This is a genomic window from Dyadobacter sp. BHUBP1 (genome assembly GCF_050587785.1).
Classification (GTDB): Bacteria; Bacteroidota; Bacteroidia; order Cytophagales; family Spirosomataceae; genus Dyadobacter.
On the sequence record NZ_JBOBIH010000001.1, the window covers coordinates 1,576,593 to 1,590,435 of the forward strand.

The 13,843-nt window shown below is 48.5% G+C and carries 16 protein-coding genes; 4 read left to right on the forward strand and 12 right to left on the reverse strand.

Annotated elements, in window-relative coordinates:
* Positions 1–9 precede the first annotated feature (9 nt).
* The 3 genes from ACQ4MZ_RS06475 (at position 10) to ACQ4MZ_RS06485 (ending at position 3,163) form a co-directional block, all read left to right on the forward strand.
* Positions 10–1,140 carry an efflux RND transporter periplasmic adaptor subunit gene (locus ACQ4MZ_RS06475; RefSeq protein ID WP_430843760.1) on the forward strand — a complete coding sequence of 377 codons (1,131 nt, stop codon included), beginning with the start codon at positions 10–12 and terminating at the stop codon, positions 1,138–1,140.
* 92 nt (positions 1,141–1,232) lie between these two features.
* Positions 1,233–2,474, forward strand: coding sequence for an ABC transporter permease (locus ACQ4MZ_RS06480; RefSeq protein ID WP_430843761.1), 1,242 nt, complete (start codon positions 1,233–1,235; stop codon positions 2,472–2,474).
* Positions 2,475–2,488: 14 nt separating this feature from the next.
* Positions 2,489–3,163 (forward strand): ABC transporter ATP-binding protein, encoded by a 675-nt coding sequence (locus ACQ4MZ_RS06485; RefSeq protein WP_430843762.1) that lies wholly within the window; start codon positions 2,489–2,491, stop codon positions 3,161–3,163.
* Positions 3,164–3,168: 5 nt separating this feature from the next.
* On the opposite strand, the gene ACQ4MZ_RS06490 is transcribed toward ACQ4MZ_RS06485, so the two are convergent.
* The 4 genes from ACQ4MZ_RS06490 to ACQ4MZ_RS06505 form a co-directional block, all read right to left on the reverse strand.
* Positions 3,169–4,566 carry an OprD family outer membrane porin gene (locus ACQ4MZ_RS06490; protein WP_430843763.1) on the reverse strand — a complete coding sequence of 466 codons (1,398 nt, stop codon included), beginning with the start codon at positions 4,564–4,566 and terminating at the stop codon, positions 3,169–3,171.
* 39 nt (positions 4,567–4,605) lie between these two features.
* Complete coding sequence (locus ACQ4MZ_RS06495; RefSeq protein WP_430843764.1) at positions 4,606–5,673, reverse strand: c-type cytochrome; 1,068 nt, start codon at positions 5,671–5,673, stop codon at positions 4,606–4,608.
* Positions 5,674–5,865: 192 nt separating this feature from the next.
* Positions 5,866–6,675, reverse strand: a complete 810-nt coding sequence (locus tag ACQ4MZ_RS06500; RefSeq protein WP_430843765.1) for a sulfite exporter TauE/SafE family protein — start codon at positions 6,673–6,675, stop codon at positions 5,866–5,868.
* Between the two features lie 232 nt (positions 6,676–6,907).
* A complete protein-coding gene (locus tag ACQ4MZ_RS06505; protein WP_430843766.1) occupies positions 6,908–7,090 on the reverse strand; it encodes a cupin domain-containing protein in 183 nt (60 codons plus the stop codon).
* A 219-nt stretch (positions 7,091–7,309) separates the two neighbouring features.
* Here ACQ4MZ_RS06505 and ACQ4MZ_RS06510 point away from each other — a divergent pair, with 219 nt between their 5' ends.
* Positions 7,310–7,765, forward strand: coding sequence for a DsrE family protein (locus ACQ4MZ_RS06510; protein ID WP_430843767.1), 456 nt, complete (start codon positions 7,310–7,312; stop codon positions 7,763–7,765).
* 101 nt (positions 7,766–7,866) lie between these two features.
* On the opposite strand, the gene ACQ4MZ_RS06515 is transcribed toward ACQ4MZ_RS06510, so the two are convergent.
* From ACQ4MZ_RS06515 to ACQ4MZ_RS06550, 8 genes are all read right to left on the reverse strand, one after another.
* A complete protein-coding gene (locus ACQ4MZ_RS06515; RefSeq protein WP_430843768.1) occupies positions 7,867–8,583 on the reverse strand; it encodes an NAD(P)/FAD-dependent oxidoreductase in 717 nt (238 codons plus the stop codon).
* Between the two features lie 530 nt (positions 8,584–9,113).
* On the reverse strand, positions 9,114–9,299 hold the full coding sequence (locus ACQ4MZ_RS06520; RefSeq protein WP_291042257.1) for a DUF6132 family protein: 186 nt from the start codon (positions 9,297–9,299) through the stop codon (positions 9,114–9,116).
* Positions 9,300–9,398: 99 nt separating this feature from the next.
* Complete coding sequence (locus tag ACQ4MZ_RS06525; protein ID WP_430843811.1) at positions 9,399–9,845, reverse strand: DUF6691 family protein; 447 nt, start codon at positions 9,843–9,845, stop codon at positions 9,399–9,401.
* 63 nt (positions 9,846–9,908) lie between these two features.
* Positions 9,909–10,469 (reverse strand): class I SAM-dependent methyltransferase, encoded by a 561-nt coding sequence (locus ACQ4MZ_RS06530; protein ID WP_430843769.1) that lies wholly within the window; start codon positions 10,467–10,469, stop codon positions 9,909–9,911.
* A 64-nt stretch (positions 10,470–10,533) separates the two neighbouring features.
* The gene (locus ACQ4MZ_RS06535; RefSeq protein ID WP_291042251.1) at positions 10,534–11,097 is read right to left on the reverse strand and encodes a YeeE/YedE family protein; all 564 of its coding nucleotides are present in this window, start codon (positions 11,095–11,097) and stop codon (positions 10,534–10,536) included.
* A 16-nt stretch (positions 11,098–11,113) separates the two neighbouring features.
* Complete coding sequence (locus ACQ4MZ_RS06540; protein WP_430843770.1) at positions 11,114–11,383, reverse strand: rhodanese-like domain-containing protein; 270 nt, start codon at positions 11,381–11,383, stop codon at positions 11,114–11,116.
* 73 nt (positions 11,384–11,456) lie between these two features.
* Positions 11,457–12,878 (reverse strand): MBL fold metallo-hydrolase, encoded by a 1,422-nt coding sequence (locus ACQ4MZ_RS06545; protein WP_430843771.1) that lies wholly within the window; start codon positions 12,876–12,878, stop codon positions 11,457–11,459.
* A gap of 286 nt (positions 12,879–13,164) precedes the next feature.
* Positions 13,165–13,818: a Crp/Fnr family transcriptional regulator gene (locus ACQ4MZ_RS06550; RefSeq protein ID WP_430843772.1), complete on the reverse strand. Its 654-nt coding sequence runs from the start codon at positions 13,816–13,818 to the stop codon at positions 13,165–13,167.
* Between the last annotated feature and the right edge of the window lie 25 nt (positions 13,819–13,843).

A 13,843-nucleotide genomic window follows, 5' to 3' on the forward strand; every position in this document is an offset into this window, starting at 1 on the left:
TCGGAATCAATGAAGTCGAATAGCAGGGCAGTGATCATACCAATACTTCTGATGGGCCTCTGGGCATGCAGCAACCAGCAGGAAACCCGCCCGGTCAGGAAAAGTCTGCAGCAGGCTGTTTTTGCCAGCGGACATCTGGAACAGGAAAATGAATACGTGATCGCCGCTACGGCGGAAGGTACGATCACAGAGCTCTATATGCGTGAGGGAGACCCAATTGGCGTCGGGCAGATCCTGGTTCGTATCAAAAGCGATGTTCCCAGCACGCAGCTGCGGGAAGCACGGATTGTGTACAACGATGCCCTGAAAAATGCCGCCCCTGGTGCGCCACAGCTCTCACAGTTGGAAGCCCAAATCGCTGTCGCGCGGGCACAACTCGATCAGGACCGGATCAACTATGAGCGTTATACAGCGTTACGATGTAAGAATTCAGCGTCACAGCTGGAATTGGAAAAAGCCCAACTGACCTACAAAACTTCACACTGTAACCTGGTGGCGTTGGAAGAAAATTACAGCCAGGTACAGGATGCACTGCGCCTGAACGCCGCCCGAAGTCTTCAACAGGTAAAAACCCAGCAGGCCATATTGAGCGAGTACAAAACCACTACCGATCGTCCTGGCATTGTGTTAGACCTGCTCAAAAAGAAGGGTGAGCTGGTGCGAAAGGGCGAGCTCATTGCGAAGATTGGCAGCGGTCGGCACGTTATAAAGCTTTTTATCGCCGAAGATGATATCACCCGGCTCAGGCTGGGCCAACGCGCTATCATACAGATGAACAATTATCCCGATACGACTTTCACGGCAACCATCACGCGCATATTGCCTGCATTCGACCAGACGGAACAATCGTATTCGGTGGAAGCACAATTTGTCACTTCGCCGCCGCTACTATTATCGGGTACCCAGTTGCAGGCCAATATCGCGCAGGATGAGATCAGGTCTGTGTTGGTGATCCCGTCCGCGGCTTTGGTCAGAGGGCAGTTTGTACAAATGCGGGACGGAAAGGAAAGGGCGATCAGAACAGGGCAGAAAGTTGGCAGCTGGGTGGAAGTGAAAGCCGGCCTGACCGAAAAAGACATCATCCTTTTACCTGAGGACGATAAAGACGCGAAACAAGGCGTTGAACTACCCGGTACCTGACACAACCGAACACCGGATACGCTGATGTTTTCATGGCGCTTGTTCGCAGCATGAACCGGCACACGCTCAACCGCAAGATATAAAACAACAAAATGGCAAACGTAAATACGAAAATATCCTGGGTCCATCTGACTTCCAAAATAAGGCAGCTGATCGTAGCGGTGCTGAGTGTAACCTTCGGCATATCGATGTACATTTTCATGAACAGCTTTATGAATGGCGTGAACGGCGCGCAGACAGAGATCACCTTTACCACCATGGCTCACATCAGGGTGTATAATGAACAGGGCGGAGAGCCAACGATACTTATTCCCCAGGACAGCGGTGGAGATACCCTGCGCAGTGTAAGGAATGCCAGGCACATTAGTTATACCGAGGGCATAAGGAATGCTCAGGAGGTCGTACGGGCATTGCAAAACAACAAAGAGGTAGTGAACATTACCGAGCAGGTCAACCAGAACGTGTTTTTTAGGAACGGGGTGACCAAAGTGAGCGGTACCTTATCGGGCATCGATGTAGCCAACGAGATCAGGGTGTTCAATACGGCACAATATATGACGGAGGGCGATGTAAACGAGCTGGAAAGACGCTCTGATGCGATTGTATTGGGTACAGGGCTGGCTAACAAGCTTAATGCGTCGGTAGGGGACAATGTATCGCTAACCACGTCGGACGGGGTCGGTAAAATCCTTAGGGTGACGGGCCTGATGCAGACAGGAACCGGTAGCGTAGACAAGTCCCGCGCGTTGATCTCGATCAACACGGCCAGGCAGTTGCTTTCTAAAAATAAAAGCTATGCAACCGAAGTGCTTGCCAATATCGACGATTACAACAAGGCAAGAGCAGTAGCGGGTGACGTCCGCCCCAATATCCGGTACAAAACGGAGGCCTGGCAGGAAGGCAACGGGCAGCTGGAGTCGGCTAACACGCTGCGCGATATCATTGCGATTGCGGTGTCACTTACCATACTGATCGTGGCCGGGTTCGGTATCTACAACATTATGAACATGACCGTCAACGAGAAAATGCGGGAAATAGCGATCCTGAAAGCAATGGGTTTCGAGGGCAGGGACATTGTACAAATTTTCCTGGTGCAATCTGTCATCATTGGTCTGATCGGCGGCTTTGTCGGACTGTTGCTCGGGTTTATCATTGCTTCCATTGTTGACCGGATTCCTTTCAAAATCGCATCTTTTGATACGCTCCCGATCTCTTACCTGCCAGCCGACTATATTCTGGCAATGGTCTTTGGATTGATCATCACATTCGTGGCAGGATACCTGCCAGCCCGCAAAGCTTCCAAAGTCGATCCGGTGGAAATACTGAGAGGTTAATCAATCATAAACAAATGAACGCAGCATTGTCGGTAAAAGGCCTGAACAAATATTTCCATGAGCCGGATACCTTCCAGGTACTCAGGGACGTGGGCTTTGAAGTGAAAAAAGGAGAGTTTGTGGCCATTGTCGGCAAATCAGGTTCCGGTAAATCGACCCTGCTTTACCTTCTCTCGACGATGGATACCGATTACCAGGGAAGGATCATCATCGATGGCACCACCGTTACCGGGCTTAGCCAAAACGAATTGTCGCGGTTCCGCAATGCACACATCGGGTTCGTGTTTCAGTTTCATTACCTGCTGCCTGAATTTTCGGTGTTGGACAATGTGATGCTGCCTGCACTCAAACTAGGGAAAAAGCCCAAGGAGTCGATAGAAGCAAATGCCATGGAGCTACTGACGATGTTGGATATTCGAGGGCACGAAATGAAGAAGGCATCGAAAATATCGGGCGGACAGCAGCAACGGGTGGCGATTGCCAGGGCGATGATCAACGAGCCGGCAATCATCATGGGGGATGAGCCTACCGGGAATCTCGATTCGAAGAATACCAAAGTGGTGTTTGACATCTTTCGTCAATTGGCTCAGGAAAGAGGACAAACCATTATAGCCGTCACCCACGACGATGAATTTGCCGCGAATTGTGACCGGATCATCGAGATGGTGGATGGGAAAATTATGTCTTGACCATGTTAAAAACAGTAATTGAGTATAAGATTGGCATGAACCATGTTGACTTTGTTGAAGATGTACCGGCTGTCATCATAGACGCTGCCTATCTTGTCTTTGCGGACCACCAGCAGAAAAGCGCTGAGTCCTTTTAGATATTGGTCAAATTGGTAGGTAAGACCCAAATTGATTTGTGAATAGCCGGGCATCCCATATTTGTTTTGCCGGAAATTCTTGACATCAGGCAAATGGAAGTATCCTCCACTTAATGTTAGTTCGATGTCCTTTTGCGGTTTAAAGCGGGTATTCACGGTAGCGGCCGTTAAGTTACCGAACCCATCGTTACGCTCACGGGGCATAAAGGTGTAAAATGGTTCTTTACCCCATTCTCTTGGCATCAGGTACCGCTGCTGAGACCAGATGTGCGTTGCATTCAGATACCAGTCAAATCTTTCAGATTCTTGCCCTATGCGTCCTGAGGTTACTACCGCGCTGCCGGGCTGCGCATAGGCTAACAAGGCGTTAGGGTTTCCTCCGTTCCCTGTGATGTTCTGGATCGTAAGCTGGGCTCCTGTCATCCAGTTTGTTCCGCCTTTGGCCAGCGACCTCCACTCTGCTTTTACAAAAAAAGTATTCAGAACATTGTCCACATAAGTGTCCCAAAGCTGTATCTCCCATTTCGACTTTTTGTAAGTAGCGCCAAAAATTGCAATGAAATCCGACTCCGTTTGTCCCTTGTACTGAGAAGGTCGCCCATCGAGACCAACCCCCACGGGGTACATTCCCATACTTTCGCCGATTTCCAGCCAGCGCATTGTCGAGCGGGGCGAAATTCGCCATAGGTACTGGCTGCGTAATTTCAAATGTGGCCATTCATTAACGTCCAGCACTGCACCCTCAGTTAAGGTCGGGCTCATACGTCCATCCTGTGGGTTGATAAAGGGGGATTCAGAAACCTGGCGGCCGAGGGTCAGTATCGACTTTTTACCAAAATGAGCTTTGAGGTAAAATTCCTCCAGGCGACCAAGGTCCCGGTGATAATTCGGGCGTTCGATGTCAAAAAGACCGATTTCATAGCGGTTTACCATAGAGGTGGCCGGATCAGGACGAGCAAGATCGGATGAGGCCAGGTTAAATATGAAAAAGCCGCTGATTCCCAGCTGAAATCGCTTGGCCAGCTTTGGCGTTTGATAACCAATTCCACCGCCCACCGCCCATGCATAGTAGTCGGTAAGTCGATTTTGGTTTAGGGTTGCCGACCAGTAAGATTTTGCATGACCGTAAAACTTCCCCGTTTTCAGAAAATGGCGAAGTGTATTCGTATCCCTGATTACCTCCTGCGACCTTGGAACTTCCTGTGCGAGAAGTGGGAAACTTGTCTGTATCCACCAAAGGACGAGAAGAAAGAGGCGTGTTTTCATAGATTTAGGTTTTACTTCCTTCCGAATCTTCCCCGAAAGCTATCTGGCATCTAGATTCTTGTGCCGCTTTTGCCAGTCTTTTATGGGATTGAATGGGCCATACTTATGCTGCTTTTCGGAAAATGGATCCGCATAGGGGCCAAAGGGGTGGTCGAAGGGCTTATCTGCCGGATTGGGCCAGTCTTTACTCAGATCCTTCTGGGGGCGGGGCATGGAATTTATAAAAGCGGCCACATCCCAGGCCTGCTCGTCAGTGAGCTGCGGCGCATCGTAGGAAGCCCCGAGCGGCATGTTCGCCTTCACATAGCCAGCCAAATTGGATATCCTGTAAAGCCCCGCACCGGTATTGTAGCTGTGCTTGCCCCAAAGAGGCGGAAATAAATAATGTATTTCATCGGAGGCGAGCATACCTTCTCCGGCAGGCTGATGACAGCTCTGACATTTTTGTTCATATACCGCTTTGCCCGCTACCGGGTCGGCGGCTCGGTCAAGATCATTCATTTTATAGATCCCAATGCCATCAGGTGCTTGTTTCGGTGGAACACCTGTCCCCAGCCACTTCATATAGGCCAGCAAGGCCCGCATTTCATTGCTTTGCTCATCCAGGCCCTTTCCGTTCAGGCTTCGCTCAAAACAGTCGTTGATCCGTTTGGCCTGGGTTTCTATTTTCCCAGACCGTGCCCTGAACTTGGGATAAGTAGCTTCTACGGCAAAATAGTTGTTTCCCCAAGGTTTGGTGCCGGCATCCAGATGGCAGTTCTGGCAATTCATTCCATTGGAGAGGTGTTTTACACTGCCTTTGGGGCCGAGATAATCCGATGTATGGACAATCAGCTCTTTCCCGTATCTGACCATTTGCTGTTCGGCTGGCGTAAGCTTTGAAAGATCGCTTTCAGACGGACCCTTCCACGGCATAAGGCGGGCTATGTCGGCCGTCTTGGTTTCGGTTAATTTCTCACCGGCGGCTTGATCCGGACCAGGCTCGGGCTTGCCGAACAGTACAACAAGCAAAAACACGGAAAACAACCCGAAAGCAACGGCTAAAAGACCCGTAAGCAGCTTCAATGAGCGGATTAATTTAACAACGGAATCATCGGGAGATATCATTGGAGAATAGGCTGTTTTTGAATTTGATAATCCTGATTATTTTGTTGCTTTGAGCTTCAATAAGCAATTAAGCAAAGCTTGTACCGAATACAACTCTTTGGTATATACGTATACCAAGCTTGCTTTGGCCTTTTCATGGCTTCCTATTTGCTGCATCGGAAAGTGCTGCGCTTGCGACATTGCTTATGCCGACTACGATTTGAAAAGAATTTCCTTTGAAATGATATAGATGCCCATCACGAGCACAAACCAACCGAAAGATTTTTTGAGTTTTTCACCTGAAATAAATTTGCCGAGAAAGGATCCAAGAAAGATACCTGCTATGGAAAGCGATGTAAATTCCAAAAGGAAAGTCCAGTCAATGGTCGTATTTGAAATATCGCCCGCAAAACCAATCAGCGATTTGGCTGCAATGACCAGTAGCGAGGTTCCAACGGCCATCTTCATAGGTAATTTTGCCAATAAGACCAGCGCCGGGATGATCAGAAACCCGCCTCCCGCGCCAACAATGCCGGTGAGTATACCCACAACACCTCCTTCGAGTCCGATCAGCGGGTAGTTGAATTGCAGCTCACCGCGGGCGTCTTCGGGCTCTGTCTTGTCTTCCTTGACCATCGAATAAGACGCGGCCAGCATCACCAGGGCAAAAAAGAGCATGATCCCCGTATTTTTAGTTACCTCAAAGCCGCCCAGCGTAAAGAGCGAATCCGGTATCATCGGAACCAGGTATTTCCGCGTGAGAAATACGGCGACAAATGATGGAACGGCAAAAACAAGGGCGGCTTTGTAGTTGACAAGCCCTTTGCGCATAAAATTGAATGACCCTGCCAGTGAAGTCGTGCCCACAACAAAAAGGGAATATGCCGTTGAAAGTACCGGATTGATCCCCATTATGTAAACGAGCACCGGCAAAGTAAGTATGCTGCCTCCCCCTCCGATCAGCCCGAGGCTTATCCCGATTAATATGGAAGCTGAAAATCCCAAAACTTCTGAGGTTTGCATTTCTGAGTAGTTGTTGAATTAAATACTCTGCAAAAGTACCTGCCGCAAAAGCCCTGGTCAGTGATAAATGTTACATACGATCATTTGCATCGTTGTTTTCTAGGTTTGTTTTTCCTCAAATCGCTATACTGCGTTTAGTGTGATTATTTTGTTTAGTATAACCCTTTGATGAGTAGGTGTTTGCTGTCCAGTACTGTGGTTTGCTTTCTGAGATTCTCACTTTTGCTAAGCATCAAAACGGTCGTCCAGAGCCTTGAGTTGAATGATCAAAAAGCCATTGGTGGACTTGCCGGGGAGCAAGAAAATAGATGGAACCTTGTTCTACATCGTACTGCTCAAAATCAATGACATGGCGCCCCGCACCGGACGAAATATATAACAGCTGATAAAACGAATGCCGGTGAGGTAAAATCATATCCGGATGCCCAGAAAATATTGAAGGTCATAAACGGTGATGTCCTTGACTGTGTCCTGCTGGCCATTTAGGTTGCAAATATTATAAGTGGGGATATGATTTGTCTTTCTTATCATCGTTGGCAAAATTAACCATGTTATCCCCGCTGTTATGTAACAATTGTCACAAAGCGTAATACAGCTTTTGGATAAGTTGGCGGCTTTAAACCAATCAGACAAAATGAAAGTATTCAGACTCGCATGCCTGGCCACGCTGATGGCGTTCTCGTGTAAAACTATCGCACAGAAGGCCGATCCTTTGACATTCAACGGTGCCCAGGCAACAAAAAAGATGTACAGAGCGATTTATCAGCTTAATTCCGAGGAGGAGAAGAAAATAAAGGCGACGCTGAAAAACATCCAGAACGCGCTGGATGATCCGCGCCTGAAAGGGAAGTTACAGATAGAGTTGATCGTGCATGGAGGCGGGGTGGCGCTTTACATGAACAACGGCCCTTATGAAGCTGAACTTAGGGCATTACTGGATAAGGGGGTAATACTGGTCCAATGCGAAAATACCCTACGGGAAAGAAAGATTGGCAAAGACCAGCTGTGGCCGTTTGTTTCATTTGCGCCCAGCGCCAACGGTGAGCTGATCATACGCCAGGCCGAGGGCTGGGCTTACATACATCCCTGATTTTTTTTCGAAAATGTGTAAAGCAATCATCAAGCCGACATGGGACGATAGCAAAGTCCATCAAAGCATAATCCGGCAGGTCAGCAACCTGCTGGATTATTTTAACGGTGACATCTCAAGAAGGGATCGCTGCCAGGCTCGTTGCCATATTTGAATTCGGCCAGCAGCATTTTGCCATAGCCCGTTACCAGGGGGCACGACGAATAGCCATGGTACATTTGCGGCTGGGACTTTTCTCCCAGCTCCGACAAAATATGGGACACTACCACCGGAGCTTGTTTTCTGATAGCCGCCCCCGTTTTAGCCGTCGGCAGGGCGACAACATCACCCAGACCGTATACATTCGGGAAGCGGTTGTGCTGTAAGGAATGAATATTTACATCCAGCCAACCCTGATTGGCCCCATTCTGGACAGCGAGTACCGATTCCCTGATAAAATCCGGGGCTGATTGCGGCGGCGCCAGGTGCAGCATATCATAAGGCACGGTAACCAGCTTATCCAGACCCATCTTTTCGTTGATGGCCGGGATGCCTTTCCATTCCTCAGGGCCGGTGTATCTGAACCGGACTTCCTTTTTCAGGGGATGGATGCTGGCAGGAGCATAGAAGAACCTGGTAATGATATCTTTTCTTTTGATCACCTTGGTCAGTGTGTCGGCAAACTCCTTCGTTCCGAATATGACGGTCCCGGGAGTGGCGAAAATAACGTTAGTGTTGCCTCTTACGCCGCTTTTCCGAAAATGATCGTCGGCGAGGTACATGATTTTCTGCGGCGCCACCACATTTAATAGGGGTGGAAGGCAAGGTAAATAATGCATTTCCCCCTTTGAATTTCTGTAAAACGTCCCAGGTTTTCTGAGGATCGATGTAGTTGCTGCAAATCGAATCCGTCAGTAAAGCCTGTTTTAGCTGGGGAAGGGCATCGGAGTTTATCTGGAGCCCTGGCGAGACAATAAGGTAATCATAGGGTATAAAGCCCGATTGCTTGGTTTGTACCTCATTATGGTATGGGAATATCCCCGTAACCCGGTTCTGAATCCAGTCTGCAACATCGGGAATCAAAGATGCTTCATTTCTTCTCGTATAGCTTCCCGCCCCGACCAATGTCCAGGCAGGTTGGTGCCAGTGAGACGCGGACGGTTCTATGATGGCCACTTCTAGCGAACGCCTGCTGGCTTTTAACTGTGCGGCGGTCATAATGCCTGCCGTGCCGCCGATTATTAATATTTGACAATGGCTTTTCATTTCAGATTCAACTGGTGTTTGAACCAGGCGTTGGGCCTGGTCCCGTATACGTATTCTTCACGGGACTACCTTTCATTCCAGAAACCTTCCATGACGCTACGGACTATTTTCTGGCTATTGAACCGATCAACAATCCGCCCATCACAGCGCCATACACGGTTGAGCTGGCAGGGTTTGAAGTAATGGGGCATGTACCCGAGGAGCAGCCAATGAAGTGGTAGTATAAATACCCCAGGACTGCCCCGATCGCTACGCCCGCAAAAGAATATAAGATTGAGGCTTTTTTCATCACTGAATGAAGTTTTCGTCACAAGATTACCAAATGGATTGAAAATGTCGGGGCAGACGGGTTTATTTAATTTGATATCCCATCCCCTCAGTGTTAATGTCAGTGGGGCAACTGCTCCCGGAAACGCCCGTATACCCATGTCCCGGCGATGGCGCTCAGTAGGGTCACGATTCCCACCGTGGCTCCTACACCAATTTGGGCGAATAATGGTCCCGGACAAGCGCCGGTTAGTCCCCAGCCCAGTCCAAATGTCAGCCCGCCATAAATTTGCCCTCTGTTGAATTTTTTATCAGAGAAAGTAATTTCTTCTCCATGTATGGTCTTGATTTTAAAGGTCTTGATGAGCCAAACAGAGAGCGCTCCTATCAGCACTGCGCTGCCGATGATCCCGTACATGTGGAAAGACTGAATGCGGAACATCTCCTGGATCCTGAACCAGCTGATTACTTCGGCTTTGACAAACACAATGCCGAACAACACACCTACAATCAGATATTTGAAGTTGTAATACCATTGGTGACTTTGCTTGCTTTCATTGATGCACATCGCATCAGTTGCGCGGACCAGGTGTTCCTTCTCTTTGGTTATTTCAGATGTCGAATTGCTCATTTATTGCGGCTTTTTTTTGAGATTTGAAAATATAAAGCTCTGACTGGTACCGAATGGAGTTATGTGATCTACGTGAGCGCTTGTGGTCAACCGGAAACTTTGGCCGAAAACTTGCTGAATCGAGCTCCGATCGTATTGTTTAACGGGCAATCCACTGCATTTTACCGGACCATCCATCGAGAAAGTACCCAGTATCAGGTCTCCTTCCATGACGGATTTTTCAACGATTCCGACATACTTTTCGATGTCGTGCTTATCGGTTAAAAAATGAAACGTAGCTCTGTCATGCCAAACCCGATAGGCACGCGATGGAATAAAATCCAGAACGTTGATGACAATCCAGGTTACCCGGTCTGATGACGGGCCTAGTCGGGCCTTTGCACGATCGATCGCCGTTTGTGAGATATCCAGAACGGTAATATCTGTAAAGCCCTCTTGTAACAAGTAGTCAACCAGCCTGCTTTCTCCGCCACCAACGTCAATGATGGGATCGTTTTTATCGAGTTGCAAGGCGTCTATCAAGGTCAGGGAAGTGTCTGGCCTAGGCTGCGTCCAGCTCATTTGGTCGGATTGTTTGGTTCTATATACATCCTCCCAATGTGTTCTTAATGTGTCATCTATCATATTACAAATTGAGAATGATTGGCAATATCCAGTTAGCCATCACAAATCCTCCAATCATAAAACAGATTGTAGCTACCAGAGATGGCCATTGTAATGTGGACAGCCCCATAATGGCATGCCCGCTCGTACATCCTCCGGCGTAGCGAGCCCCAAATCCTACCAGAAAGCCTCCGCCAACCATCATGATCACGCCAGAAACCGTGAATAGTTTTTCCCAGCTCACAATGTCAAGGGGTACCATTGCCGAAAAGTCCGTTATGCCGTAAGCTGCCAGCTCTTTTGCCAGGGTTTCATTTACCTTGATTGGCGCGGGATTGGCCAGAAAGTGGGAGGCAACCATTCCTCCCAAAAATATTCCCAGCACGAATACCAAGTTCCAGGTTTCTTTTTTCCATTCATATTGAAAAAAGGGAATTTTGGCCGGCATGCACGCGGCGCAGGCATGCCTCAATGAAGACGATATCCCAAATGACTTGTTGCCGAGAATGAGCAGGGCGGGCACAGTCAGGCCGATAAGTGGCCCTGCTACATACCAGGGCCACGGTTGCTTGATTATATCCAGCATGTCAATGTTTCGTAGTTTAGATTTTCTGTTTGAGGCTCTCCCATGAACCTCCGTTGTAGGCGTCTATGCCGGCAGATCTCAACATGCCTTCGGCCATGCCGCTCCTTGAGCCACTCCGGCAGCATGTAATTACCGGTTTGCCTTTTTTGAGCAGCATATCCGCCTTTGCATTGATCTGATCCAGGGGAATGTTGATGCTCCCTGGAATATGCCCTGCTGCAAACTCCTGAGCAGAGCGAACATCGACAACAAGTGCCCCTTGCTGAACAAGGGTTTTGTAATCCAAACTTTTTGATCCGAATAATGATGATAAGATTCCCATAAGTTTATTTTTTTCTTTTGATAGAGATACCTAGTATCTACAACATGGTACTCGGGCATACGTAATTGCTTACCGGTACAAGTCCTGATTCTTTAATGGCTTTAAAGCCTCCCTGAACGTCGATCAGATTGTCGTATCCCCTTGATTTGAGGATGGAGTTAAAAATCATCGAACGGTACCCTCCGGCGCAGTGGACCAGATAGGTTTTATCTTTTCCGATCTCAGCCAGGTGGTCATTCAGGTAATCCAGCGGTATATTTTCGGAGCCGATCACATGCTCGGAAAAGTGCTCACTTGCCTTGCGTACATCAAGCACGATCAGGGAAGGGTCCTTTTTGAGAAGCTCGGCCATTTCGATGACCGTTACCGATTCTATACGATCTGTTTCCTTTCCTGCCTTTTTCCAGGCCTGAAAACCGCCTTGGAGATGACCGATTGTGTAATCGTAGCCGACCCTTGCCAGTCTGGTTACGACCTCTTCTTCTCTGCCCTGGTCGGCAATGACCAGTATTTTCTGTTTGATATCGGGAATCATCGCACCAACCCAAGGGGCAAAACTGCCATCAATCCCTATATTGATCGAATTGGGTATAAATCCCTGGGCAAAGACGCCGGCATCACGGGTATCCAGCAGTAGCGCGCCGGTTTCATTGGCGGCGGCTTCAAAGGCATCGGGATCGAGCGCTGCGTTTCCACGTTCGAGTACCGTATCGATGCTTTCGTACCCCTTGATGTTCATCATTACGTTTTCGGGGAAGTATGCAGGCGGAGGCATCAGTCCGTCAGTTACTTCTTTCACAAACTCCTGCTCGGTCATATCCGTGCGCAGCGCATAATTGAATAGTTTCTGATTGCCTAGTGTATCGGTTGTCTCTTTGCTCATATTTTTACCACAGGCGCTGCCTGCGCCGTGAGCCGGATAGACAATGATATCATCGGAAAGCGGCATGATCTTGTTGCGCAGTGAATGGTACAGATGCCGGGCCAGTTTATCCTGGGTAAGGTCTGCCACGACCTTTTGCGCCAGATCCGGACGGCCGACATCCCCGATAAATAGAGTATCGCCGGTAAAAAGCCCGATGTCCTTTCCATTTTCATCGGAGAGAAGAAAGCAGGTACTCTCCATCGTATGCCCTGGGGTGTGCAGCACTTTGATTGTGGCACTACCTACTTTCAGCACTTCACCATCCTGTGCAACATGGGCGGGGAATGCCGGCTTGGCGGTGGGGCCAAATATGATTTGCGCGCCCGTTTTTTCAGCCAAATCAATGTGGCCGGAGACAAAATCAGCGTGAAAGTGCGTTTCAAGTACATACTTAATTTTTGCCCCGTCTTTTTGGGCCCGTTTGATATACGGTTCGACCTCTCGAAGGGGGTCGATAACCACTGCCTCACCGTTGCTTTCAATGTAATAGGCGCCCTGTGCCAGACAGCCTGTATAGATTTGTTCGATTCGCATAACCTTCCTTGTTTGTTTTTCTTAAAGAATGATACAAATTTCGGAATGGGAGGCGAGCCCGTCAGTGATATTTGTCACGTAAGGGGAAATTTCCAGGTAAAGTAAATCGGATAGATCTTGGGATTTGGAACGTGCTGTCAATCAGCTTGCTATTCTAGCGTTCGTATAAGGCTTTGGACATATCGCTGAACACACGTGATTGCACATCGGCCCGCTTTTGCCGTCACCCAAATAGGGCCGATCCGGTGCTGGTATTTCCCGTTGCGGTTACAGATGCTAATTGTCGTCACTTGATTATTTTGATCGTGTTTCTGCCAAGCCGGAGCATTCCTCTTTGTTCCATCTTTTTTAGCAGGCGGGATACAACCTCTCTGGATGAATTCAGATCGGTTGCAATTTGTTGGTGGGTGATTGCTATCTCATTATTGTTCAGGAGTTTCTGCTGGTTTTTAAGGTAAAATTCCAGCCTTTCGTCCATGCTTCTAAAAGCAATACTGTCTACAACCAACAGAAGTTCTTCAAACCGGGACCGGTAGGTTTCCAATACGAAATAGTACCAGCTTTTATAGCCTGTCATCAGCTCATCCATCAATGCGATCGGGACCAGTATTGCTCTGGTGGGCTCTACTGCCCTGGCCGAGATCTGGCTCTGTTCTTTTTTTGTCGCGCAGATCATTGATAATGCGCAGGCATTGCCGGGGCCTAGCTGGTAAATAAAAAACTCATTGCCATCATGGTCTTCCCGGTATAGCTTTACACCTCCCTCCACGATCAGCATCGTGGATTTAAAATATTGCCCCGGTCGCATTAACTGTTCATCACTTTCAAATTCCCGCAAGATGCTGTGTTGGGCAAGCTTTTTGGCCAGCTCCGGCTCAAATTGGCTAAAATGAGTTTGCAGGAATTGACTTATTGCAGCTTGCTCGGTTTGTAGGTTCATGTTTATGAGATAATTGGGAATGCAG